Origin of the sequence: Pseudomonas aphyarum, assembly GCF_028657055.1 — a bacterium.
Lineage (GTDB): Bacteria > Pseudomonadota > Gammaproteobacteria > Pseudomonadales > Pseudomonadaceae > Aquipseudomonas > Aquipseudomonas aphyarum.
This window is the reverse complement of record NZ_JAMDGS010000013.1, coordinates 142,387-166,689: the sequence shown is the minus strand read 5'-3', so window position 1 is coordinate 166,689 and position 24,303 is coordinate 142,387. Positions and strand designations below refer to the sequence as shown.

The window sequence follows — 24,303 nt, the reverse complement described above, 5'->3', positions numbered from 1 at the left end:
TCGCGGCTTAATCCCGGCTGAACGTCGGCAAATCGCCGTCCATTTCGACCATCCGCCCGTCACCGCTGTTAGTCCCGGTACGCGACAGCTATAATCTGCCGCTTTCCTCTTTGCCAAGACCCCAGCAGACCATGACTGAGTCCGTTCTTGACTACATGACCCGATTGGGTCGCGCCGCCCGCGAAGCCTCCCGCGTCATCGGCCGTGCCAGCACCGCGCAGAAAAACCGCGCCCTGCTGGCTGCCGCCAATGCCCTGGACGCCGCCCGCGCCGAGCTTGCGGCAGCCAATGAACAGGATCTGGCCGCCGGTCGCGCCAACGGTCTGGAGCCGGCATTGCTGGAACGTCTGGAGCTGACCCCGGCGCGCATCGACGGCATGATCGTCGGTCTGCGTCAGGTCGCAGCGCTGCCGGATCCGGTCGGTGCGATCCGCGACATGAGCTTCCGTCCGTCGGGCATTCAGGTCGGCAAGATGCGCGTACCGCTGGGTGTGATCGGGATCATCTACGAATCCCGTCCCAACGTGACCATCGATGCCGCGAGCCTGTGCCTGAAGTCCGGCAATGCGACCATCCTGCGCGGCGGTTCCGAAGCGATTCATTCCAACCGCGCGATTGCCGCCTGCATCCAGCGCGGTCTGGCCGAAGCCGAACTGCCGGCCGCCGTGGTGCAAGTGGTGGAAACCACCGACCGCGCCGCCGTCGGCGCGCTGATCACCATGCCCGAGTACGTCGACGTGATCGTGCCGCGCGGTGGCCGTGGCCTGATCGAGCGCATCAGCCGCGACGCCCGCGTACCGGTAATCAAGCATCTGGACGGCATCTGCCACGTCTATGTCAGCGAACACGCCGACCTGCCGAAAGCCCAGCGCATCGCCTTCAATGCCAAGACCTATCGCTATGGCATCTGTGGTGCGATGGAGACCTTGCTGGTCGATCAAAGTGTTGCGAAGGATTTCCTGCCGTCGATGGCCAAGCAGTTCCGCGAAAAGGGTGTCGAACTGCGTGGTTGCGAACGTACCCGGGCGATCATCGAGGCCGTAGCCGCGACCGAAGAAGACTGGAGCACCGAGTACCTGGCGCCGATTCTGTCGATCCGCGTGGTGGATGGCCTGGATCAGGCCATCGAACACATCAACCATTTCGGCTCCCATCACACCGACTCGATCGTCAGCGAAAACCTCGCCGACACCCGCCAGTTCGTGGCTCAGGTCGACTCGGCGTCGGTCATGATCAACACCCCGACCTGCTTCGCCGACGGATTCGAATACGGATTGGGTGCCGAGATCGGCATTTCTACTGATAAGCTGCACGCCCGTGGCCCGGTGGGCCTCGAAGGACTGACCTGCGAGAAGTACATCGTGGTCGGTGATGGCCAGTTGCGCGGCCAGGCGACGGTCTGACTTGTCCGACCTCGACCTGAAAGCGCCGAAACCCGGCAAGAAGTCCCGTCCCCGGCGCATTGGCGTACTGGGCGGGACGTTCGATCCGGTGCATGTCGGCCATTTGCGCGGCGCGCTGGAAGTGGCCGAAGCGTTGGGGCTCGATGAGCTGCGCATGATGCCCAGCGCCCGGCCGCCGCACCGCGATACGCCGCAGGTGTCGGCGCAGGATCGGCTGGCAATGGTTGAATGTGCGGTGGCCGGTGTGCCGCCGCTGGTGGTGGACGCCCGCGAATTGCAGCGGGACAAACCGTCCTGGACCATCGATACCCTGGAGTCGCTGCGTGCCGAAATGGCCGCCGAGACCCAGGTTTTTCTGCTTCTGGGCTGGGACGCATTTTGCGGCCTGCCCACTTGGCACCGCTGGGAAGAGTTGCTCCAGCATTGCCACATCCTGGTGCTACAGCGCCCGGACGCCGACAGCGAACCGCCGGATGCCTTGCGCAACCTGCTGGCAGCGCGTTCGGTGAGCGACCCGCTGGCCCTGAAGGGGCCGAGCGGTCAGATTGCATTCGTCTGGCAGACACCGCTCGCGGTTTCCGCCACCCAGATCCGTCAACTGCTGGCCAGCGGTAAGTCGGTACGTTTCCTGGTGCCCGACGCGGTCCTGGCCTACATCGATGCGCACGGTCTGTACCGTGCGTCGAACTGAACAAGGCGTGCTTCACTGATACGAATCCACGTGTCGCCAAGCCGCCGAAAATATGAGCAAAACGAGTTTTATATGACTGACAAAGACCAAACCAAAGTAAAGCGCAAAGGCACATTCAAGAGCGCCCCGCTGCCAGAGCCGGTCAACACCAACGAACCGCTGAAGGGCGACGAACTGGTCAAGGTGGCCGTTGCAGCCCTGGAAGACGTCAAGGCACAAGACATCCAGATCATTGATGTGCGCGACAAGCAGAGCATCACCGACTACATGATCATCGCCACCGGTACTTCCAACCGCCAGATCAACGCGATGCTGGACAAGGTTCGCGAAGAGGTCAAAAAGAACGGCGCCAAGCCGCTGGGCGAAGAAGGCAAGGGCGACAGCGACTGGGTGCTGCTGGACCTGGACCTGGTGATCGTGCACATGATGACCGCCTCGGCACGTCAGTTCTACGACCTGGAACGCCTGTGGGCCGGTGCCGAGCAAAGCCGTGCGGCGGACGCCAAGCACCACAGCCCGGAAAACACCCACGAGCATTTCACCAAGCTCAACAAAGACCAGCTGTAAGGGATTGCTGTGCGACTGCGACTGATCGCCGTCGGTTCACGCATGCCCAAGTGGGTGGAAGAAGGCTGGCATGAATATGCCAAGCGTCTTCCGTCCGAGCTGGCGCTGGAACTGGTGGAAATTCCGCTCAATACCCGTGGCAAAAACGCCGACGTGGCCCGCTTCATCCGTCAGGAAGGCGAAGCCATGCTGGCCAAGGTCGGGCCGAACGAGCGGATCGTCACCCTCGAAGTTCATGGCAAGCCGTGGAGCACCGAGCAACTGGCGGTCGAACTCGATCGCTGGCGCCTGGACTCGCGCACGGTCAACTTCATGGTCGGTGGCCCGGAAGGGCTGGCGCCGGAAGTCTGTGCCCGCGCGGATCAGCGCTGGTCGTTGTCGCCGTTGACGCTGCCGCACCCGCTGGTGCGCATCCTCATCGGCGAGCAGTTGTATCGTGCCTGGACCGTGCTGTCCGGCCACCCTTACCACAAGTAATCCGCCCTCATGTCTCAGCCGATCCGCATCAAGGACCACGAAAAAGACGCCCGTCTGGTGCGTGGTCGCGTCGTGTTCGGCGCAATTGCGGTGGTGGCGCTGATCTGCGTGCTGATTGCGCGCCTGTATTACCTGCAGGTGATTCAGTACGAATATCACTCGACCCTGTCGGAAAACAACCGGGTTCACGTGCAGCCGATCCCGCCGACCCGTGGCCTGATTTTCGACCGCAACGGCGTGGTGGTGGCGGACAACCGTCCGAGCTTCAGCCTGAGCATGACCCGCGAGCGCTCCGGCGACTGGCAGCAGGTGCTCGACGTGATCGTCGAGGTCTTGCAGCTGACGCCGGAAGACCGGGTGATCTTCGAGAAACGCATGCGCCAGGGTCGTCGGCCGTTCGAGCCGGTGCCGATCCTGTTCGAGCTGAGCGAAGAGCAGATCGCGCGGATCGCGGTGAACCAGTTCCGTCTGCCGGGCGTCGAGGTGGTCGCGCAACTGGTGCGTCATTACCCGCAGGGCGCGCATTTCGCGCACTCGGTGGGTTACATGGGGCGGATCAACGAGAAAGAGCTGAAGACCCTCGATCCGGTCAACTACAGCGGCACCCACCACATCGGCAAGACCGGCATCGAGCGCTTCTATGAAGCCGAGCTGCACGGTCAGGTGGGTTACGAAGAGGTCGAGACCAACGCCCGTGGCCGCGTCCTGCGTGTACTCAAGCGTACCGATCCGGTGCCGGGCAAGGACATTGTCCTGAGCCTCGACATCAAGTTGCAGGAAGCCGCCGAGGCCGCGCTGGGCGGTCGGCGTGGCGCGGTGGTGGCTCTCGATCCGAAAACCGGCGAAGTGCTGGCGATGGTCAGCCAGCCGAGCTTCGACCCGAACCTGTTCGTCACCGGCATCAGCTTCAAGGCTTACGCCGAGTTGCGCGATTCCATCGACCGGCCGCTGTTCAACCGCGTGCTGCGCGGTCTGTACCCGCCGGGCTCGACGATCAAGCCGGCGGTGGCGATTGCCGGTCTCGATGCGGGCGTGGTGACGGCGTCGAGCAGGGTGTTCGACCCCGGTTACTACATGCTGCCCAACTACGATCACAAGTACCGCAACTGGAACCGCACCGGGGACGGCTTCGTCGACCTCGACACGGCGATCATGCGGTCCAACGACACCTACTTCTATGACCTGGCGCACAAGCTGGGCATCGACCGGTTGTCGGCCTACATGAACAAGTTCGGCATCGGCCAGAAGGTCTCGCTGGACATGTTCGAAGAATCCCCAGGCCTGATGCCGTCCCGCGAGTGGAAACGCGCGACCCGGCGTCAGGCGTGGTTCCCCGGCGAAACCCTGATTCTCGGGATCGGCCAGGGCTACATGCAATCGACCCCGCTGCAACTGGCCCAGGCCACGGCGCTGGTGGCCAACAAGGGTGTGTGGAACCGCCCGCACCTGGCCAAATCCCTCGAAGGCGTGAAACCGGTGGACGAGAATCCGATGCCGGACATCATCCTGCGTGATCCGTCGGACTGGACCAAGGTCAACCATGGCATGCAGCAGGTGATGCACGGTGCGCGGGGTACGGCGCGTAAAGCGGCCATCGGCGCGCAATACCGGATCGCCGGCAAGTCGGGTACCGCGCAGGTCGTGGCGATCAAGCAAGGCGAGAAGTACGACCGCTCCAAGGTCCAGGAACGCCACCGCGACCACGCCTTGTTCGTCGGTTTCGCGCCGGCGGATGACCCGAAAATCGTGGTGTCGGTGATGGTCGAGAACGGTGAGTCCGGTTCCGGCGTCGCGGCACCGGTGGTGCGGCAGGTCATGGATGCCTGGCTGCTGGATCAGGACGGACGGTTGAAGGCCGAATACGCCAGCCCTATCAGTGCGGAGGCTACGGCCCGTGATGAATAATTTCGATCGCATGCTCTCCAGCGAGGATGTGATGCGTCGCCGGGCGACGCTGTTGCAACGTTTGCATATTGACGGCCCGCTGCTGGTGCTGCTGCTGATTCTCGCGGCCGGCAGCCTGTTCGTGCTGTATTCGGCCAGCGGCAAGAGCTGGGATCTGCTGGCCAAACAGGCCACGTCGTTCGGCATCGGTCTGGTGTCGATGATCGTCATCGCCCAGTTCGAGCCAAGGTTCATGGCGCGCTGGGTGCCGCTCGGCTACGTGATCGGGGTGGTGCTGCTGCTGGTGGTGGACATCATGGGCCACAACGCCATGGGCGCGACCCGCTGGATCAACATTCCCGGGGTGATCCGCTTCCAGCCTTCGGAATTCATGAAGATTTTGATGCCGGCGACCATCGCCTGGTACCTGTCCAAGCGCACGCTGCCGCCGCAGCTCAAGCATGTCGGCATCAGCCTGCTGTTGATCGGCGTGCCGTTCGCCCTGATCGTGCGTCAGCCGGATCTCGGCACTTCGCTGCTGATTCTGGCCGGCGGCGCCTTCGTACTGTTTATGGGCGGGCTGCGCTGGCGCTGGATTCTCAGCGTACTGGCGGCGGCGATTCCGGTGTCGGTTGCGATGTGGTTCTTCATCATGCACGACTACCAGAAGCAGCGGATCCTGACGTTCCTCGACCCGGAAAGCGATCCGCTGGGCACCGGCTGGAACATCATCCAGTCGAAAGCCGCCATCGGTTCCGGCGGCGTATTCGGCAAGGGCTGGCTGCTGGGCACCCAGTCGCACCTGGACTTCCTGCCGGAAAGCCATACCGACTTCATCATCGCCGTGCTCGGCGAAGAGTTCGGCCTAGTGGGCATCTGCGCACTGTTGCTGATCTATCTGTTGCTGATCGGCCGTGGCCTGGTAATTACCGCCCAGGCCCAGACGCTGTTCGGCAAATTGCTGGCCGGCGCTCTGACCATGACGTTTTTTGTTTATGTTTTCGTCAACATCGGTATGGTCAGTGGCCTGTTGCCGGTGGTGGGGGTGCCGTTGCCGTTCATTAGCTACGGCGGAACTTCGCTGGTGACGCTGCTGTCAGCGTTTGGGGTTTTGATGTCGATCCATACCCATCGCAAGTGGATCGCACAGGTTTGAATAAGGTGAAGAGTTCAATGCAAGTAATGCGTGACTGGGCGACACGATACGCACCGTGGCTCGGCCTGGTAGGCATCCTTGGCAGCGCGCAGGAAGCGTTGGCCGGCGATTACGAAGGCTCGCCCCAGGTGGCCGAATTTGTCGGTGAAATGACCCGCGACTACGGTTTCGCCGGCGAACAGCTGATGGCCGTGTTTCGCGAGGCCCAGCGCAAACAGGCGATTCTCGACGCCATTTCCAAACCCGCCGAACGGGTCAAACAGTGGAAAGAATACCGGCCGATGTTCATCACCGACGCGCGCATCGCCCGCGGTGTGGACTTCTGGCGCCAGCACGAGGCCACTCTGGCCCGAGCCGAGCAGGAATACGGCGTTCCGGCCCAGGTCATCGTGTCGATCATCGGCGTTGAGACCTTTTTCGGACGTAATACCGGCAATTACCGGGTGATCGATGCCTTGTCCACCTTGGGTTTCGACTATCCTCCCCGTGCCGAATTTTTCCGCAAGGAACTGCGTGAGTTCCTGCTGCTGGCGCGCGAAGAGCAGGTCGACCCGCTGACCCTCAAGGGTTCCTACGCCGGGGCGATGGGCCTGCCGCAGTTCATGCCGAGCAGTTTCCGCGCCTACGCGGTGGATTTCGACGGCGACGGCCACATCAATATCTGGAACAACCCGGATGATGCGATCGGTAGCGTCGCCAGCTATTTCAAGCGTCACGGCTGGGTCGCCGGCGAACCGGTGGTCAGTCGCGCGGATGTACGGGGAGACCAGGTGGATGAGGGCCTGACCACCGGCATCGAGCCGACGAAAACCGTCGGGGAGTTGCGAGCGCTGGGCTGGTCGAGTCATGATGCGCTGCGCGATGACATGCCGGTCACCGCATTCCGCCTCGAAGGCGACAATGGCCCGGAATACTGGATGGGCCTGAAGAATTTCTACGCGATCACGCGTTATAACCGCAGCGTGATGTACGCCATGGCCGTACATCAACTGTCTGAACAGCTGGTACAAGCACGGGGCGTCAAGTAATGCGGGCATTGCCTATCAATAAACCCCTGAAGCTGGTGGCTTTCGCTGCGTTGGCGGTGCTGCTCGCCAGTTGTTCGACCAGCCGTTCGCCGAGTCAGAAGCCGACCACCGCCGTTCGCTCGCAGCCGGGCCTGGACATCAACCGGGCTCACAAGGACGGCGCGCCGTGGTGGGACGTCGACGTATCGCGCATCCCGGATGCGACGCCGACCCTGCACACCGGCCCGTACAAGGCCAACCCGTACACTGTGCTGGGCAAGACCTACTTCCCGTTGCAGGAATCCAAGACGTACGTGGCCTCCGGCACCGCGTCCTGGTACGGCACCAAGTTCCACGGTCAGAACACCGCCAACGGCGAGGTCTACGACCTGTACGGCATGAGTGCAGCCCACAAGACATTACCGCTGCCGAGTTACGTTCGGGTGACTAACCTGGACAACAACCGCACGGTGATCCTGCGAGTCAACGACCGTGGGCCGTTCTACTCGGACCGGATCATCGACCTGTCCTACGCCGCCGCCAAGAAGCTCGGTTATGCCGAAACCGGCACCGCGCGGGTCAAGGTCGAGGGCATCGACCCGCAACAATGGTGGGCCGCCAAGGGCCGTCCGGCGCCTTTGATGCTCAACGAACCGCAAGTCGCGCAGAATAGCGCCCCGGTGATCACGGCCTCGGCCGGCACCGTCGAGCAATGGACTCCACCGCCGCAGCAGCACGCCGCGGCCGTCGTGCCGGTTCAGCTCGATGCAAAAAAAAACGCTTCTGCACCAGCGTCTGGCCAGTATCTGCAGGTGGGCGCGTTCGCCAACCCGGACGCTGCAGAACTCCTGAGGTCGAAGCTCAGCGGGATGGTGAGCGCTCCGGTGTTCATCAGCTCGATCGTGCGCAATCAGCAGACCCTGCACCGGGTTCGCCTGGGACCGATCGGTTCGCCGGGTGAAATTGCCCAGGTACAGAACAGCGTGCGCCTGGCCAACCTGGGTTCGCCAAGTGTGGTCACCGAGTAAACGTAGGACTTGATTGACGGTTCACCAGCGATTGGGGGGTGAACCAGGTTGTTGGCTCGTCGAAGAACAAAAGCCCGGCAAGGGTGACTGGAGTGAGCAACTGAACACGCGATGGCCCGTTAGAAAGCCATCTGATTAATTTTGTCCGCAAGGACAGTTTCCATTAGCGATTTCGAGAGACGGATGAACATCACCACCTTTGCCAAACGCCTGTGTCTGCTAGTCCCGCTGCTCCTCTCGCCTGCCGCGTTCGCGGCCGAGATGATGCCGTCGCCACCACAACTGGCCGCCAAATCCTACGTGCTCATGGATGCCAACAGCGGCAACGTGCTGGTGGAGAACAACGGTGACCAGCGCCTGCCGCCGGCCAGCCTGACCAAACTGATGACCGCGTACATTGCCACGCTGGAAATCCGTCGCGGCCAGATCGGTGAAAACGACCCGGTGACCGTCAGCGAAAACGCCTGGCGCACCGGCGGTTCGCGGATGTTCATCAAGGTCGGCTCGCAAGTCACTGTCAGCGACCTGCTGCACGGCATCATCATCCAGTCCGGCAACGACGCCAGCGTCGCGGTTTCCGAACACATCGCCGGCAGCGAAGACGCCTTCGCCGACCTGATGAACAAGACCGTCGCCGATCTGGGCATGACCAATACCCACTTCATGAACCCGACCGGTCTGCCGAACCCAGAGCACTACTCGTCGGCTCACGACATGGCGATCCTGGCTCGCGCGATCATCCACGAAGACCCGGCTCACTACGCGATCTACTCGCAGAAGGAGTTCTTCTGGAACGGCATCAAACAGCCTAACCGCAACCTGCTGCTGTGGCGCGACAAGACCGTCGACGGTCTGAAAACCGGTCACACCGACGAAGCCGGCTACTGCATGGTGTCCTCGGCCGTACGTGACGGCATGCGCCTGATCGCCGTGGTGTTCGGCACCAACAGCGAAGTGGCCCGCGCCGCCGAGACCCAGAAGCTGCTGACCTACGGTTTCCGCTTCTTCGAAACCCAGACCTTCTACCAGAAGGGCACCGAACTGGCTCAGGCCCCGGTGTGGAAAGGCACCACCAGTCAGGTCAAGGCCGGCTTGGCACAAGACCTGACCATGACCCTGCCGAAAGGCCAGCTGAAAAAGCTCGCTGCCAGCATGACCATGAACCCGCAACTGACCGCGCCAATCGCCAAGGGCGACGTGATCGGTAAAGTCGAAGTGAAACTGGATGACAAGGTGGTGCACAGCGCCGACCTGATCGCCCTGGACGCTGTCGAGGAGGGTGGTATCTTCCGCCGCATGTGGGATAGCATCCGTCTATTCTTCTACGGCTTGTTCAACTGATTTGAGTTGACCTGCATGGCCCCGTTCCGATCCGGAGCGGGGCCTTGTTCGTTACCGGGCTTACGCTTACGAGGCCGTTACGCCATGACCGATACCGAAGTAAAGGCGCCAAAGATCGAATTTCCCCAGGTTGATTATCCGGTTAAGGTGATCAGCGATACGGGCGTCGGCAACAAAGACAAGATCATCGACATCGTCAAGAAACACGCCAAGATCAACGATGAGCGTGTCGACGAGCGTCAAAGCAGCAACGGCAAGTACACCACCATCCAGTTGCACATCGTCGCGACCGACCAGGATCAGCTGTACAACATCAACAGCGAACTGCGGGCTACCGGTTTCGTGCACATGGTGCTGTGATGCCGGGCACGCTGGGCTTTCGCGAGCTTGGCCAGATGGCTTACGAGCCGGTCTGGCAGGCCATGCAACGTTTTACCAACGAGCGTGGCACCACGGCCCCGGACGAAATCTGGCTGGTCGAACACCCGCCGGTGTTCACCCAGGGCCAGGCCGGCAAGGCCGAGCACCTGTTGCTGCCGGGGGATATTCCGGTGGTGCAGGTCGACCGCGGCGGTCAGGTGACCTACCATGGCCCCGGCCAACTGGTGGCGTACCTGCTGCTGGACGTGCGCCGACTCGGTTTCGGCGTGCGCGATCTGGTCAGCCGCATGGAGCGCTGCCTGATCGAACTGCTGGCCAGCTACGGCGTGACCGCCGTGGCCAAACCGGATGCTCCCGGCGTCTACGTCGACGGAGCGAAGATCGCTTCTCTGGGTTTGCGGATTCGCCACGGTTGTTCCTTTCACGGCCTGGCCCTGAACGTGGACATGAACCTGGAGCCGTTTCGACGGATTAATCCCTGCGGCTATGCCGGGCTGGCGATGACCCAGCTGAGCGAGCACGCAGGATCGATTGAATTTGCCGAGGTAAGTGCCCGGCTGCGCGTGCAGCTCGTCAAACACCTCGACTATGCTGAGCAGACGACCCTGACGGGCGGAATCGACTGATATGACTACTGATGCAGTGCAAACCATGATCCCGACGCTCGACGTGACCGAGCGCCCGGCCCCGCGTCCCAAGGTTGAAGCCGGCGTCAAGCTGCGCGGCGCCGAGAAGGTTGCACGCATCCCGGTGAAGATCATTCCGACCACCGAACTGCCGAAGAAACCCGACTGGATCCGCGTGCGCATCCCGGTTTCGCCGGAAGTCGACCGCATCAAGAGCCTGCTGCGCAAGCACAAGCTGCACAGCGTCTGCGAAGAGGCGTCCTGCCCGAACCTGGGCGAGTGCTTCTCCGGCGGCACCGCGACCTTCATGATCATGGGTGACATCTGCACCCGTCGTTGCCCGTTCTGCGACGTCGGCCACGGTCGTCCGAAGCCACTGGACGTCAACGAGCCGGAAAGCCTGGCCATCGCCATCGCCGACCTGAAACTCAAGTACGTGGTGATCACCTCGGTTGACCGTGACGACCTGCGTGACGGCGGTGCCCAGCACTTTGCCGACTGCATCCGCGAAATCCGCAAATTGTCGCCGAACGTGCAGCTCGAGACCCTGGTCCCGGACTACCGTGGCCGCATGGACATCGCCCTGGAAATCACCGCAGCCGAGCCGCCGGATGTGTTCAACCACAACCTGGAAACCGTACCGCGCCTGTACAAGGCTGCGCGTCCGGGTTCGGACTACCAGTGGTCGCTGACCCTTCTGCAACGCTTCAAGCAGATGATGCCGCACATCCCGACCAAATCCGGCCTGATGCTGGGTCTGGGCGAGACCGACGACGAAGTCATCGAAGTCATGAAGCGCATGCGCGAACACGACATCGACATGCTGACCCTGGGCCAGTACCTGCAACCGTCCCGCAGCCACTTGCCGGTGCAGCGTTTCGTGCACCCGGACACCTTCGCCTGGTTCGCCGAGGAAGGTTACAAGATGGGCTTTAAGAACGTCGCGTCCGGCCCGTTGGTACGTTCTTCGTACCACGCCGATGAGCAGGCGAAACTGGTCAAGGCCGAGCTGCTCGGTTCCTGATTCAGCGCTGAATGAAAAAATGCCCGCCGGGGTTTATCGCCCGGCGGGCATTTTTTTGCCTGGCTTACACTCGTTACTGACTTTTCCTGCAATCTGCGGCGCGGCGAGGCTCTTCTGTTTGTCGCCGTTCCTGACTACTGTGTGAGCATGACTTCACACAGGGAGATCCATGGATGACCGTTCGACCGACCCACACCCTTTTTCCGCACAAGCCTGTGCCTGCACTGCCGTCGGAAGGACTGATAGGCGTCATTGCGCCCGCCGGCCCCGGCACGCTGGATACCGAAAAGGCCGTTCAGTGGATGCGCGCCCGGGGTTACGGTTTGCGGGTGTTCCCTGGCGTTTACGAGAAGGATGGCTATCTGGCCGGCAGCGACGAGGTGCGGCTCAACGATCTGCACGCGGCGTTCGCTGACGAGGAGGTGGATGCGATCATTTGTCTGCGCGGTGGCTACGGCACGCCAAGGTTGCTGGACCGGATCGACTACGACCTGCTGAGCCGCCATGCCAAGCCCTTCGTCGGTTACAGCGACATCACCGCGCTGCATCTGGCCATCAGTCGCTACGCCGGGTTCGTGACCTTTCATGGGCCGTTGTTGAATGCCGATCTGCTGGGGGACAAGGAACCGCCGACGGAGACGTCGTTCTTCGCCATGCTGCGCGGTCAGTTGAAGGCTGGCAGTGTGCTGAGTCATCCGGCGGCTTATCCGTTGACCACCGTTGAGCCAGGCATTGCCCACGGGCGTTTGCAGGGTGGCAATCTGGCGATGATCGCCGCGACTTTGGGCACGCCTTACGAAATCGACGTCGAAGGGGTGATTCTGCTGATCGAGGACATCAACGAGCCGCTGTACCGGATCGACCGCTTGCTGACCCAGATGCGTCTGGCGGGCAAGTTGGCCAGATTGCGCGGCGTGCTGGTCGGGGATGTGGCGGGCGTGGACGTCGAAGCCTTGAACCGCTTGCTCAAGCAGACCTTTGAACCGTTGCGGATTCCCGTGCTGTCCGGCTGGCGCAGCGGGCACTGTGATCCGAACCTGACGCTGCCGCTGGGGGCGCTGGTTCGACTGGATGCGGGTAAGAAGGAATTGATGCTGGAGCAGGATGTGGTGATTCGCTGAGCGAGCCACAAAAAAAGACCGCCGCCTGAAGAGGCGGCGGACTTTTTGTTTTTACTGGTTACGCAGGCTTTCCAGCAGTTTGTGCGTCGGATAACCGTCCGCCGGCCAGCCGAATGACTGCTGCGCACTGCGGATCGCCTTGCGCGTATTGGCGCCGATGATCCCGTCTGCCGCGCCGGCGTCGTAGTTGCGCGCGGTCAGCAGGTTTTGCAGTTCGATCCGTTCGGTGCGGCTCAACGGCAGATCGTCTTTTGGCCAGGTGCCATTGATCAGGCCGGCACCGTTGAAGCGCTCGGACAGCAGGCTGACGGCCAAGGCATAGGACGACGAGTTGTTGTACTTGAGGATCGCCCGGAAGTTATCGAGGATCAGGAACGCCGGGCCGCGATAGCCGGCCGGCAGCAGCAGGGCAGCGGACAGTTGCTCGGAGCCGGCCGGCACCTGACCGCCGTTCGGCAGGATCACGCCCAGTTGCCGCCATTCAGCGACGCTTTTGCGAATTGCGCCGTCGGCCAGGGTGTAGTTGAAACCGCTCGGCAGTTGCACTTCGAAGCCCCACGGCTGGCCACGCTGCCAGCCGGAGCTTTGCAGGTAATGCGCGGTGGAGGCCAGGGCGTCAGCCGGGCTGCCCCAGATGTCGCGGCGACCGTCACCGTCGAAATCCACGGCGTGGGTGTTGTAGGTGGTCGGGATGAACTGGGTCTGGCCCATGGCGCCGGCCCAGGAACCGAGCATTTTCTCCGGCGTGATGTCGCCCTGTTGCAGGATCTGCAGCGCCGCAATCAGCTGCGCATGGGCAAAGCCCGGACGGCGGCCTTCATAGGCCAGAGTGGCCAGCGAGTTGATCACCGACTTGCTGCCCTGGAACTGGCCGAAGTTGCTTTCCATCCCCCACACCGACACCAGCGCCTGACGATCGACGCCATAACGCTGCTCGATGCTTTGCAGGATGTCAGCGTACTGGCTGATCAGGGCCTGGCCTTTGCGCACGCGCAAGGGCGAAAGAGCACCGTCCAGGTATTCCCAGACCGGCCGGGCGAATTCCGGCTGGCTGCGGTCGGCGCGAATCACGCTGGCATCGAAACTGACATTGGCGAACGCGCGGTCGAACAGGTCGGCACGGATGCCGGCGGCCAGAGCTTCCTTGCGGAAACCGGCCTGCCATTCGGCGAAGGTCTGGGTCGGTTGCAGGTCGAGGTTGTCACCGGACGGCACTACCGGCGGGATGACCGCTGGGGCTGTAGCAACGGGGACGGTCTGAAGCGGTTGAGCGTCGGCGGCGGTGGGTTTTTCCGCGCAGGCGACGAGCAGTACGAAGCTGGAGGCAGCGATCAGTTGGCGGAAAGGCCAACGACGGGAAAGACTGAGGGGCATGCACAGGTCCAGGGGATACGAATCAGGTGCAGACCTTAACATGAGGAAGGGGTGCTGTGCTTCAAGCGGCCAGAAAGTAATAAGCCTCCCAGCTGTCAGACTGGAAGGCTTCGCGGCGGTAGCTGCCTTTACCCTTGGTTGGTCGTTCCTGGCGGCTGCGGAACAGGGGTTGGGCAACGATGGATTTGGCCTTGTTGTGGCCATGTTTCGATGGCTTTTTGCTCATGAGGATTCTCTCGATTGAGTGGGGTTTTGCGCGGCAGATAATCTGCCGATCTCGGGCGTCTGTCTATAGGACCGAAGGCGGGATGTTCTGTAGGAAATGGACTCGGTAAAAAAACGGGATCGCAGAGCGCGATCCCGGATTTCATTCGGCAGGCAATGTCAGACGCTGACCGGCCATCAACAGCGCCAACCGGCTCAGGCTCATCCACGGCGAGCCCGCCGCCTGACCCTTGATCTGCGCATCGATGCGCTGGGCTTCGAGCAGCAACTGCGCCCAGCGTTGCGCCGAGTAGCGTTGCAAGGCCTTGCTCATCAGCGGTTTGCGCTTGTCCCAGACCGGCGGCTTGGCCTGACTGAAGCACTTGTCCAGCGGCGTGCCCTGGCTGTATTGCAACGAGATGTTGGCCAGCAGGCGCAACTCACGGGCCAGGGCCCAGAGTATCACCGGCGGCTCGACCCCTTCGCCGCGCAACCCTTCGAGCATGCGCAGGGCGTGAGCCGGTTCACCGTTGAGCACCGCGTCGGTCAGGCCGAACACGTCGAAGCGCGCACTGTCGGCCACGGCCGCCTGCACGGTTTCGACGGTAATTTGCCCGCCCTCGGCCATCAGCTTGAGCTTTTCGATCTCTTGCGCAGCGGCCAGCAGGTTGCCTTCGACCCGCGCGGCAATCAGCTCGACCGCGTCCTGACTGGCCGACAAGCCGGCCTGGGACAAGCGCTGACGAATCCAGCTCGGCAACTGGTTGGCGTCCACCGGCCAGATCTGCACGAACTGGGTCTGCTGACCCTCGACCAGCGCCTTGCCCCACTTGGTCTTTTGCGCGCTGCCGTCCAGCTTCGGCAGGCTGATCAATAGCACCGTGTCTTCAGCCGGGCGCGAGCAGTATTCGATGAGTGCGGCAGCGCCCTTGTCACCGGGCTTGCCCGAAGGCAGGCGCAGTTCCAGCAGGCGTTTTTCAGCAAACAGCGACATGCTGGCGCCGGCCTGCAGCAACGTGCCCCAATCGAAATTGGCGTCGGCGGCGAAGACCTGGCGTTCGTCGAATCCTTGCTGACGGGCAGCAGAGCGAATGGCGTCGGCGGCTTCCTGACACAGCAGCGGGTCATCGCCGCTGATGATGTAGACCGGCGCCAGAGCGCCTTGCAGGTGTTTGCCGAGTTGGGCGGGAGCGAGCTTCATAAGAGAGGGCGAACGGGGCGCCTGAGCGCCCCGAACGTCTTACTGTTGCGGCAGTTCGAGTGGCGACTGACGCGGGGTTTCCGCTTCAGCCTTCTGCGCCGCTTCGAGGGCATCGGCTTCTGCCTTGGCCCGTGCATTGGCGGTTTGTTGCAGAGCGTCCAGTTGCGCCGGTGTCAGTTGTTGCAGGCGGATCATCATGCGCTGCACCAGCTCGCGGCGGGTTTCACGGCGGGCATCGTTGGCTTCCTGGTCGGAACCCACCAGGTTGTTGCCGTCGTGAATGAACACTTTCTGCACTTCAAGCTTGTCGCTTTTGAGCAGCAGGTCTTTTTCGCCACGGATATCGTAGTTGAGCACGGTGCTCACCTGATATTCGCCAGTACGACCGGCGCCGGCGTAGCTGAGGATGCGCTGGGACTCTTGCTCATCCGCCAGGTAAAGCTTGTATGGCGCGCCGGAAACGACCTTGACGCCGCTGGCCTCCAGCACCTGACGCAATTGCGTCACGGTCTCGCCATAGGCATTACGGGCGCTCAGGTCGAGTTCCTTGATCGTCAGTTCGGTGGTGCCGGTGCCACGCAGCTGGAAACCGCAGGCGCTCAACAGGACGGCGAGGCCCATCACCAGCAGATTGCGTTTGATCATTGTGTTGCTCCCCTTGAAACCATGTGGGCCGACTCTGTGGCCCGAAAGGTTTTACTGGGCGTCAGGCTCACCTGACGCCCGATCCAATTAGCTGGCGACGATATTGACCAGTTTCCCGGGCACTACGATCACTTTGCGAATGGTCAGACCGTCAACGAAACGCAGCACGTTTTCGTTGGCACGGGCTGCCGCTTCGACTTCTTCACGGGTGGCGGCGGCCGGCATTTCGATCTGGCCACGCAGCTTGCCGTTGACCTGGATAACCAGGGTCAGGCTGTCCTGCACCAGCGCGCTTTCGTCCAGCACCGGCCAGCCGGCGTCGATCACCGGATCGGCGTGGCCCAGACGGTTCCACAGCTCGTGGCTGATGTGCGGCGTGATCGGAGCCAGCAGCAGCGTCACGGTTTCCAGACCTTCCTGAACCAGTGCGCGATCCTGTTCGGTCGCTTGCGCGGCTTTTTCCAGCACGTTCATCAGCGTCATCACCTGAGCGATGGCGGTGTTGAATTTGTGGTTCTGGCCGACGTCGTGGCTGGCCTGCTTGATCGCCTGGTGGATCGCGCGACGAATGACTTTCTGCTCGTCATTCAGGCCGGCGATGTCCAGTTTGCCCGGCAGGCCCTGAGTAATGTGGGCCTGAGCCAGACGCCAGACGCGCTTGAGGAAGCGGTGCGAGCCTTCCACGCCGGAGTCCGACCATTCAGCGCTCATGTCAGGTGGCGAGGCGAACATCATGAACAGACGGCAGGTGTCGGCGCCGAACTGATCGATCATCGACTGAGGGTCGACGCCGTTGTTCTTCGACTTGGCCATCTTCTCGGTGCCGCCGATTTCCACCGGCAGGCCGTCGGCGATCAGCCTGGCGCTGATGACCTTGGCCTTGCTGTCGCGCTCGAGTTCCACGTCCGCCGGGTTGAACCAGGTGTAGGCACCGTTGGCTTCACGACGATAGTAAGTCTCGGCGACCACCATGCCCTGGGTCAGCAGGTTCTTGAACGGCTCGTTGGAGCTCACCAGGCCTTCGTCGCGCATCAGCTTGTGGAAGAAGCGTGCGTAGAGCAGGTGAAGAATCGCGTGTTCGATACCGCCGATGTACTGATCCACCGGCAACCAGTGGTCGGCCGCGGATTTTTCCACCAGACCGCCTTCGAAGTGCGGCGAGGCGTAGCGGGCGTAGTACCAGGACGACTCGACAAAGGTGTCCATGGTGTCGGTTTCACGCTTGGCAGGCTGACCGCATTTCGGGCAAGCGCACTCGTAGAACTCGGGCATGCGCGCCAGCGGCGAACCGGCGCCGTCCGGCACCACGTCCTCCGGCAGAACGACAGGCAGTTGATCTTCCGGCACCGGCACGTCACCGCAGGCATCGCAGTGGATGATCGGGATCGGGCAGCCCCAGTAACGCTGACGGCTGATGCCCCAGTCGCGCAGACGGAACTGGGTGCGCGAGGCGCCGAGGTTTTTCTTGATCAGGGCGACTTCCATGGCGTCGAACGCGCCAGCGAAGTCCAGACCGTCGAACTCGCCGGAGTTGATCAGCGTGCCGTGCTCGCCGTAGGCGTCCTGCCATGGCGCCGGGTTGGTTTCGCCGGAGCTGGTGCGCACCACGGATTTGACCGGCAGGTTGTACTTGTGGGCGAACTCGAAGTCGCGCTCGTCGTGCGCCGGCACAGCCATGACCGCGCCGTCGCCGTAGTGCATCAGCACGTAGTTGGCGACCCACACCGGCAGTTTCTCGCCGGTCAGTGGGTGCTCGACGAACAGGCCGGTCGGCAGGCCTTTTTTCTCTTGAGTGGCGACGTCGGCTTCGGCGACGCTGCCGCCCTTGCATTCGGCGATGAACGCTTGCAGCTCAGGGTTGTTCTTCGCGGCGAGAGCGGCCAGGTGGTGCTCGGCAGCCACGGCGACATAGGTCGCGCCCATCAGGGTGTCCGGACGGGTGGTGAAGACTTTCAGGGTGCCGCTTTCGCCGATCGAATCGACGTTGTACGGGAACTGCACTTCCATCCCGCGCGACTTGCCGATCCAGTTGCGCTGCATGGTCTTGACCTGTTCTGGCCAGCCAGTCAGTTCGTCGAGGCTCTCCAGCAGCTCATCCGCGTAGGCGGTGATCTTGAAGTAGTACATCGGGATTTCGCGCTTTTCGATCAGCGCGCCGGAACGCCAGCCGCGACCGTCGATTACCTGCTCGTTGGCCAGAACGGTCTGGTCGATCGGGTCCCAGTTCACGGTGCCGTTCTTGCGGTAGATCACGCCTTTTTCGAACAGGCGAGTGAACAGCCATTGTTCCCAGCGGTAGTAATCCGGTTTGCAGGTGGTGACTTCGCGCGACCAGTCCACCGCCAGGCCCAGGCTGCGCAGCTGGGATTTCATGTAGGCGATGTTTTCGTAGGTCCACTTGGCCGGGGCCACGTTGTTCTTCATCGCGGCGTTTTCCGCCGGCATGCCGAAGGCGTCCCAACCCATCGGTTGCAGAACGTTCTTGCCGAGCATGCGCTGGTAGCGGGAGATCACGTCGCCGATGGTGTAGTTGCGCACGTGCCCCATGTGTAGCTTGCCGCTGGGGTAAGGGAACATCGACAGGCAGTAGTAAGTCTCCTTGCCTGGCTGTTCACTGACTTCAAAGGACTTTTGCTCGTCCCAGAACGACTGGGCGGCGGCTTCGATTTCACGGGGCTGATATTGTTCGTGCATGGCTACTTTTGTACTGGATAGGGGTGGCCTAATCCTCTTCAATGCGACGTTCGGGGCGTGCCGGACGAGCTGGAAGTGGAGTTACAGGAAGCGCCGTAGCATACATGACCGCGCTCGGCCTAGGGAAACCCTGATTGCAGCCGTTTGACCGGTCAAAATTGCGGCGAGGGCCGTTGGTCGCGGCGTGCAGCCGGTTTGTGCAGCGAAGCTAAGCTCTAACTGGGGAGTGAGTCTTATCTTCAATGAGGTGAGGGATGGTGGAGTCACAGCAAAAAAACGTTACCAAACCCGAGTTGTACGAGCGGTTGATCGATCGTCTGGGTATGGCCCTGGACGCGGCAAAAACCGCTGGAAGGCTGCGCGACGAGCGCCCCCTGGAGCTGGAATTGCGTGGCTTGAGTCCCGCCGAGTTCAAACTGGTCAAGGCCTATCTGGATCGCAGTGAGCGTGAAACCCACGGATACCTGTCACAAGCAGTGAAACAACTCGATGCAGCCCATACGGCCAATGTCATCTGGCTCAAGGACAAGGCGCCCGGCAGAGACCCCGTCAAGGTGCGGACTCTGCAGGCCAAGTAAACGCATGGCAGGTCAAAAAGCGGATCTTTTTCAACGGGATCCGACCCTACTGGTTGTCGCGCTGTATCAACCCACTTAGGCTTCGGGCATCTCTGGAGATGCTCGATGCCTTTTCGTTATTTCATTAAACAACTTCTATTGCCGCCCGGCCTTCTTTTGCTGCTGTTGCTCGCGGCCTGGTGGCTGCGTCGCTCGCGGCCTCGGCTGGCGGGGCTGTGTTTTGCCCTGGGTTTTGGCGGGTTCTGGCTGATGAGCCTGCCGGTGGTCGTGCAATGGGGCGCGAAGGCCCTGGAGCGCGAGCCGCCGCTTGCCCGGGATTCATGGACAAGCCTGGCGCAGCGCGCCGATGCGATTGTGGTGCTGGGCTCCGGTCGCGAACGCGGCGATGTGGCCTGGGGCGAGGATCAACCGACCGGTGTCGGGCTCGAGCGCCAGCGTTATGCGGCGCGACTGGCCAAGGCTTCGGGGTTGCCGATTCTGACCAGCGGTGGCCTGCATTACGGTACGCCGCCGACTGAAGCCAAATTGATGGCCGACTCGTTGCGCGATGATTTCGGGGTGACGGTGCGCTGGCAGGAAGGGGAGAGCCGCACCACGTGGGAAAACGCCGAATTCAGCGCCAAAGTGCTGTTGCCGGAAGGCGTCAAACGCATCGTGCTGGTGACCCAGGCCTGGCACATGCCGCGAGCGGTGTGGAGTTATCAACAGGCCGGATTCGAAGTGGTGCCGGCGCCGGTCGGTTTCCTCGGTACTGACAATGCCCGGCCGTTTGGCGGCTGGCTGCCGGAGTTCAAGTCGATCTGGCAGAGCGGGCAGTTGATGAACGAGGCGGTGGGGCAGATTGGCTATTCGCTGTTCTACCGAGGGAATGAAAGCGCCGATTGATCACTCCCGCGCAGGACGCGGGAGTGAACAGGCTTTCAGAGCGTCTTGGACATCCGATTGGTCATCAGCGCCCAGCCGAACAGCACCACGCACAGGATGATCAGCGGCCACGAGCGCCATTGCAGATACGGCGTCAGGTTGTGCATCGGCACCACTTCGCCGTACAGCACGCCCTGTTCGAACTGCGGGATGCGCTCGGTGATCTGGCCAAACGGGTTGATCAGCCCGGTCACGCCGTTGTTGGTGGCGCGGATCATCCAGCGTCCGGCTTCAAGCGCACGCATCTGCGCCATCTGCAGGTGTTGCAGCGGGCCGATCGAGGTGCCGAACCAGGTGTCGTTGCTGATGGTCAGCAGCAGGTCGCTGCGTGCCGCCAGACTGGCGGCGAATTCCGGGTACACCACTTCGTAGCAGATGAACGGTGCAATCTGATATCCCTTGGCCTGCAACAGGGCCTGATCCGCAGGGCCGCGGGCGAAGTCGGACATCGGCAGGTCGAAGAACGCGATCAGCCCGCGCAGGATATCCTGCAACGGTACGTACTCGCCGAATGGCACCAGTTTCTGCTTCAGATAAGTGCCGTCGCCTTCGCCGACTACGGTGATGCCGTTGAAGAAGCGTTTTTCGTGACGGACCATTTCGCGGATCGGTACGCCGGTGATCAGCGCCGATTTACGCTCGGCGGCGAAGTTGCCCATCATGTTCAGGTAGCCCTCGGCGGACTCCTTGAGTACCGGTACGGCGGTTTCCGGCCAGATCAGCAGGTCCACGGGTTTCGAACGGAAGCTCAGGTCGCGGTACAGCGCAAGCTGCGCATTGAGTTCGGCCGGGTCCCATTTCATGCTTTGGGCGACGTTGCCCTGAATCGCAGCGACGGTCAGCGGCGCGCCGGCCGGGCTGGTCCAGGCATGACCCTTGAGTGCAATGCCTGCCGCCCATGGCCCGATCAGCAATACCAGACCGGTAGCGATGAAAGCTTTGCGGCGGGTTTGCAGCAGACGCGGTGCGTTGTAGATCAGTGCAGCGGTCAGTGCCAGGACGAACGACACCAGCCACATGCCACCTACTGGCGCGAGCCCGGCCAGCGGGCCGTCGAGCTGGCTGTAACCGGAATACAGCCACGGGAAACCGGTGAGGAACCAGCCACGGAAAGCTTCCTGGCCGACCCACAACGCCGCAAAGGCCAGGGCATCAGCCACCGGCGCTTCGTTACGCCGCAGCCAGCGCGCCCACAGCCACGCGGGCAGGGCGAAGAACCAGGCAATGGCCGCCGTGAAGATCAGCATCAGGAACCCGGCCAGCAGCACCGAAGCGCCGCCGAAGTGGTGGATGCTGTAATAGATCCAACTGGTGCCGGCGCCGAACAGGCCGAAACCGAAACACCAGCCACGCCCCAGCGCCTGACGCGGGCTCAGCTCGCGCAGGCCGGCATAGAACAGGCCGACCGCCAGCAACGCCAGCGGCCAGAGATCGAACGGTGCCAGAGCGAAGGTGGTGATTGCACCGGCCGCCACGGCCAGCAGGTTACCGGGCCAGCCGGGGCGGGTTGTCCAGCGCATTTCAGTCCTTAGAATTAACGAGCAATGGGCGTCAGTCGCAGCAAATGAATCCGACGGCTGTCGGCGTTCAAGATGCGGAAACGGTAGGCGCCGATTTCAGTGATTTCGTTGCGTTTTGGCAAGTGCCCGAACGCGCTCATCACCAGCCCGCCAACGGTGTCGAACTCGTCGTCGGAGAATTCGCTGTCGAAGAACTCGTTGAAGTTCTCGATCGGCGTCAGGGCCTTGATCAGGAAATCACCGCTGGGCAGCGGCTTGATGTAGCTGTCCTCTTCGACGTCGTGCTCGTCTTCGATGTCGCCGACGATCTGCTCAAGAACGTCTTCGATGGTCACCAGACCGGCCACACCGCCGTATTCGTCGATGACGATGGCCATGTGGTTGTGGTTGGCGCGGAATTCACGCAGCAACACGTTCAGACGCTTGGACTCCGGCACGAAGGTGGCCGGGCGCAGCAGGTCCTTGATGTTGAAGCTGTCGCCGTTCTCCTTGAGGATCAGCGGCAGCAGATCCTTGGCCAGCAGCACGCCCATCACGTCGTCATGGCTTTCGCCGATGACCGGGTAGCGCGAGTGGGCCGAGTCGACCACAGCGGGGAGGAATTCGCGGGGTGTCTGGGTCGCCTTGATGCTGATCATCTGCGAGCGCGGCACCATGATGTCGCGAACCTGCAGGTCAGCCACCTGGATGGCGCCTTCGACGATGGCCAGCGCTTCGCTGTCCAGCAGTTTGTTCTGATGTGCATCGCGCAGCAGCTCAAGCAGCTCCTGGCGGTTCTTCGGCTCGTGGGCAAAAGCCTGGGTCAGTTTACCCAGCCATGACTTTTGCCCGTTGCTCGATCGATCTTCGCTCATAGCGATTACTCTGAATCCTTTGTTGTAACAGTAGGGGATGTTTCGGTTTCGTCGTCCGCGTACGGATCGGGATAACCCAATTCGGCAAGCAACTCGCGTTCCAGTGCTTCCATTTCCTCGGCTTCCTCGTCATCTATATGGTCGTAACCAAGCAGATGCAAGCAGCCGTGAATGACCAGATGTGCCCAGTGGGCCTTTAGTTCCTTGCCCTGTTCGGCAGCTTCGCGCTCGACCACCGCCACGCAGATCACAAGATCGCCCAGCAATGGAATGTCGAGAAACTCGTCAGGCACTTCGGCGGGGAAGGACAGGACGTTGGTCGCGTAATCCTTGTGGCGCCAGGTGTGATTCAGTTCGCGGCCTTCTTCCTCGTCGACCAGACGAATGGTCATTTCCGAGTCGGCGGTGCGCTGGCGCAGAGCCAGTTCGCACCATTGGCGGAACTCGGCTTCGGTCGGCGCAGACGCTTCGGTCGCGATTTGCAGGTCAAGCTCAAGCATCGTGGCGATTGTCCTTCGGTGTTTCATCGGCCACACGCGTCTCGAAGCGCTCGTAGGCTTCGACGATGCGTTGCACCAACGGATGGCGCACCACGTCTTTGGGCTGGAAGTGGGTGAAGCTGATGCCCGGCACATCTTTCAGGACTTCGATGACGTGATGAAGTCCGGATTTGGTGCCGCGCGGCAGGTCGACCTGGGTGATGTCGCCGGTGATCACGGCTGTTGAGCCGAAACCGATCCGGGTCAGGAACATCTTCATCTGCTCGACGGTGGTGTTCTGACTCTCATCGAGAATGATGAAGCTGTTGTTCAGCGTACGGCCGCGCATGTAGGCCAGCGGCGCGACTTCGATCACCTGACGCTCGATCAGCTTGGCCACGTATTCGAAGCCGAGCATCTCGTAGAGCGCGTCGTAGAGCGGGCGCAGGTACGGGTCGATCTTCTGCGACAGGTCGCCGGGCAGGAAGCCGAGTTTTTCACCCGCTTCGACCGCCGGACGCACCAGCAGGATGCGGCGGATCTGTTCACGCTCCAGCGCATCAACCGCGCAGGCGACAGCCAGATAGGTCTTGCCGGTACCGGCCGGGCCGATGCCGAAGTTGATGTCGTTGCCCAGGATTTCCTTCACGTAGCGCAGCTGATTCAAGCCGCGTGGGCGAATCATGCCTTTCTTGGTGCGCAGTGCGACGGAGGCTTCGGCGGGGGCGTGGTTGTCCAGTTGCTCGACGGCCGATTCCTGGAGGAACAGGTGCACCGTATCTGGCGACAGCTCTGAACCCTTGGTTTCCCGGTACAGGCGGCGAATCAGGTTTTCCGCAGAAGTGGTGTGCTTGGGTTCGCCGATCAGTTCGAACTGATTACCGCGGTTGCGGATCTCGATGGCCAGGCGCTGTTCGATCAGCCGCAGGTGCTCGTCGAACTGCCCGCACAGATTGGCGAAGCGGCGAGCCTCAAAGGGCTCGAGGATAAAACGATGTGGTTCGATGGGTGCGTTCAAGGTCGTATTTAGCCGCCCTGGGGCAATTAGGATGAAATCAAGGATAACGCCAGCGGCGTGGGTGCGAAAGCTCTTAAAAAGCCTTGCATCGATTCAGCCGTCTGGC

The 24,303-nt window shown here is 61.9% G+C and carries 24 protein-coding genes; 15 read left to right on the top strand and 9 right to left on the bottom strand.

Going from position 1 to position 24,303, the window contains the following annotated elements:
- The first annotated feature begins 131 nt into the window (after nucleotides 1–131).
- From M5G18_RS20070 to M5G18_RS20010, 13 genes are all read left to right on the top strand, one after another.
- Nucleotides 132–1,403 (top strand): glutamate-5-semialdehyde dehydrogenase, encoded by a 1,272-nt coding sequence (locus M5G18_RS20070; protein WP_007958650.1) that lies wholly within the window; start codon nucleotides 132–134, stop codon nucleotides 1,401–1,403.
- Entirely contained in the window at nucleotides 1,372–2,094 is a 723-nt protein-coding gene (gene nadD / locus M5G18_RS20065; RefSeq protein ID WP_007958652.1) for a nicotinate-nucleotide adenylyltransferase, read from the top strand. The genes M5G18_RS20070 and nadD overlap by 32 nt, the downstream gene beginning before the upstream one ends.
- A gap of 72 nt (nucleotides 2,095–2,166) precedes the next feature.
- On the top strand, nucleotides 2,167–2,661 hold the full coding sequence (rsfS, locus tag M5G18_RS20060) for a ribosome silencing factor (protein WP_007958654.1): 495 nt from the start codon (nucleotides 2,167–2,169) through the stop codon (nucleotides 2,659–2,661).
- Nucleotides 2,662–2,670: 9 nt separating this feature from the next.
- Nucleotides 2,671–3,138, top strand: coding sequence for a 23S rRNA (pseudouridine(1915)-N(3))-methyltransferase RlmH (gene rlmH / locus M5G18_RS20055; RefSeq protein ID WP_003185785.1), 468 nt, complete (start codon nucleotides 2,671–2,673; stop codon nucleotides 3,136–3,138).
- A gap of 9 nt (nucleotides 3,139–3,147) precedes the next feature.
- Nucleotides 3,148–5,043, top strand: coding sequence for a penicillin-binding protein 2 (gene mrdA, locus M5G18_RS20050; RefSeq protein WP_007958656.1), 1,896 nt, complete (start codon nucleotides 3,148–3,150; stop codon nucleotides 5,041–5,043).
- 31 nt (nucleotides 5,044–5,074) lie between these two features.
- Entirely contained in the window at nucleotides 5,075–6,178 is a 1,104-nt protein-coding gene (rodA, locus tag M5G18_RS20045) for a rod shape-determining protein RodA (protein ID WP_052026248.1), read from the top strand.
- A 17-nt stretch (nucleotides 6,179–6,195) separates the two neighbouring features.
- Nucleotides 6,196–7,206, top strand: a complete 1,011-nt coding sequence (gene mltB / locus M5G18_RS20040) for a lytic murein transglycosylase B (protein ID WP_179693626.1) — start codon at nucleotides 6,196–6,198, stop codon at nucleotides 7,204–7,206.
- Entirely contained in the window at nucleotides 7,206–8,213 is a 1,008-nt protein-coding gene (locus M5G18_RS20035) for a septal ring lytic transglycosylase RlpA family protein (protein WP_273897697.1), read from the top strand. The genes mltB and M5G18_RS20035 overlap by 1 nt, the downstream gene beginning before the upstream one ends.
- Nucleotides 8,214–8,396: 183 nt before the next feature.
- On the top strand, nucleotides 8,397–9,554 hold the full coding sequence (locus M5G18_RS20030) for a D-alanyl-D-alanine carboxypeptidase family protein (RefSeq protein WP_007958662.1): 1,158 nt from the start codon (nucleotides 8,397–8,399) through the stop codon (nucleotides 9,552–9,554).
- 84 nt (nucleotides 9,555–9,638) lie between these two features.
- On the top strand, nucleotides 9,639–9,914 hold the full coding sequence (locus tag M5G18_RS20025) for a DUF493 domain-containing protein (protein WP_007958664.1): 276 nt from the start codon (nucleotides 9,639–9,641) through the stop codon (nucleotides 9,912–9,914).
- Nucleotides 9,914–10,561 carry a lipoyl(octanoyl) transferase LipB gene (lipB, locus tag M5G18_RS20020; protein ID WP_273897698.1) on the top strand — a complete coding sequence of 216 codons (648 nt, stop codon included), beginning with the start codon at nucleotides 9,914–9,916 and terminating at the stop codon, nucleotides 10,559–10,561. The genes M5G18_RS20025 and lipB overlap by 1 nt, the downstream gene beginning before the upstream one ends.
- A gap of 25 nt (nucleotides 10,562–10,586) precedes the next feature.
- Entirely contained in the window at nucleotides 10,587–11,585 is a 999-nt protein-coding gene (gene lipA / locus M5G18_RS20015; RefSeq protein ID WP_162130488.1) for a lipoyl synthase, read from the top strand.
- A gap of 173 nt (nucleotides 11,586–11,758) precedes the next feature.
- Complete coding sequence (locus M5G18_RS20010) at nucleotides 11,759–12,706, top strand: S66 peptidase family protein (protein WP_273897699.1); 948 nt, start codon at nucleotides 11,759–11,761, stop codon at nucleotides 12,704–12,706.
- A gap of 51 nt (nucleotides 12,707–12,757) precedes the next feature.
- Here M5G18_RS20010 and M5G18_RS20005 read toward each other — a convergent pair whose 3' ends face one another.
- The 5 genes from M5G18_RS20005 to leuS all read right to left on the bottom strand — a co-directional run bounded on the left by M5G18_RS20005 (nucleotide 12,758) and on the right by leuS (nucleotide 18,824).
- Nucleotides 12,758–14,080: a lytic murein transglycosylase gene (locus tag M5G18_RS20005; RefSeq protein ID WP_273897700.1), complete on the bottom strand. Its 1,323-nt coding sequence runs from the start codon at nucleotides 14,078–14,080 to the stop codon at nucleotides 12,758–12,760.
- Between the two features lie 61 nt (nucleotides 14,081–14,141).
- Nucleotides 14,142–14,306, bottom strand: coding sequence for an alternative ribosome rescue factor ArfA (gene arfA / locus M5G18_RS20000; protein ID WP_273897701.1), 165 nt, complete (start codon nucleotides 14,304–14,306; stop codon nucleotides 14,142–14,144).
- 141 nt (nucleotides 14,307–14,447) lie between these two features.
- Nucleotides 14,448–15,485: a DNA polymerase III subunit delta gene (gene holA, locus M5G18_RS19995; protein ID WP_007958673.1), complete on the bottom strand. Its 1,038-nt coding sequence runs from the start codon at nucleotides 15,483–15,485 to the stop codon at nucleotides 14,448–14,450.
- Between the two features lie 39 nt (nucleotides 15,486–15,524).
- Nucleotides 15,525–16,130, bottom strand: a complete 606-nt coding sequence (locus M5G18_RS19990; RefSeq protein WP_273897702.1) for an LPS-assembly lipoprotein LptE — start codon at nucleotides 16,128–16,130, stop codon at nucleotides 15,525–15,527.
- Nucleotides 16,131–16,217: 87 nt separating this feature from the next.
- Complete coding sequence (gene leuS, locus M5G18_RS19985) at nucleotides 16,218–18,824, bottom strand: leucine--tRNA ligase (protein ID WP_273897703.1); 2,607 nt, start codon at nucleotides 18,822–18,824, stop codon at nucleotides 16,218–16,220.
- A 254-nt stretch (nucleotides 18,825–19,078) separates the two neighbouring features.
- Here leuS and M5G18_RS19980 point away from each other — a divergent pair, with 254 nt between their 5' ends.
- A complete protein-coding gene (locus M5G18_RS19980) occupies nucleotides 19,079–19,402 on the top strand; it encodes a hypothetical protein (RefSeq protein ID WP_007958676.1) in 324 nt (107 codons plus the stop codon).
- Between the two features lie 105 nt (nucleotides 19,403–19,507).
- Complete coding sequence (locus M5G18_RS19975; protein ID WP_273897704.1) at nucleotides 19,508–20,287, top strand: YdcF family protein; 780 nt, start codon at nucleotides 19,508–19,510, stop codon at nucleotides 20,285–20,287.
- A gap of 35 nt (nucleotides 20,288–20,322) precedes the next feature.
- Here the strand turns inward: M5G18_RS19975 and lnt are convergent, their stop codons facing one another.
- The 4 genes from lnt to M5G18_RS19955 are packed head-to-tail and all read right to left on the bottom strand — an operon-like array spanning nucleotide 20,323 to nucleotide 24,197.
- Entirely contained in the window at nucleotides 20,323–21,846 is a 1,524-nt protein-coding gene (gene lnt, locus M5G18_RS19970) for an apolipoprotein N-acyltransferase (protein WP_273897705.1), read from the bottom strand.
- Between the two features lie 14 nt (nucleotides 21,847–21,860).
- Nucleotides 21,861–22,700, bottom strand: a complete 840-nt coding sequence (locus M5G18_RS19965) for an HlyC/CorC family transporter (protein ID WP_007909641.1) — start codon at nucleotides 22,698–22,700, stop codon at nucleotides 21,861–21,863.
- Between the two features lie 5 nt (nucleotides 22,701–22,705).
- The gene (ybeY, locus tag M5G18_RS19960; protein ID WP_007958682.1) at nucleotides 22,706–23,200 is read right to left on the bottom strand and encodes an rRNA maturation RNase YbeY; all 495 of its coding nucleotides are present in this window, start codon (nucleotides 23,198–23,200) and stop codon (nucleotides 22,706–22,708) included.
- On the bottom strand, nucleotides 23,193–24,197 hold the full coding sequence (locus tag M5G18_RS19955) for a PhoH family protein (RefSeq protein ID WP_273897706.1): 1,005 nt from the start codon (nucleotides 24,195–24,197) through the stop codon (nucleotides 23,193–23,195). Before M5G18_RS19955 ends, ybeY begins: the two co-directional genes overlap by 8 nt.
- Nucleotides 24,198–24,303: the final 106 nt, after the last annotated feature.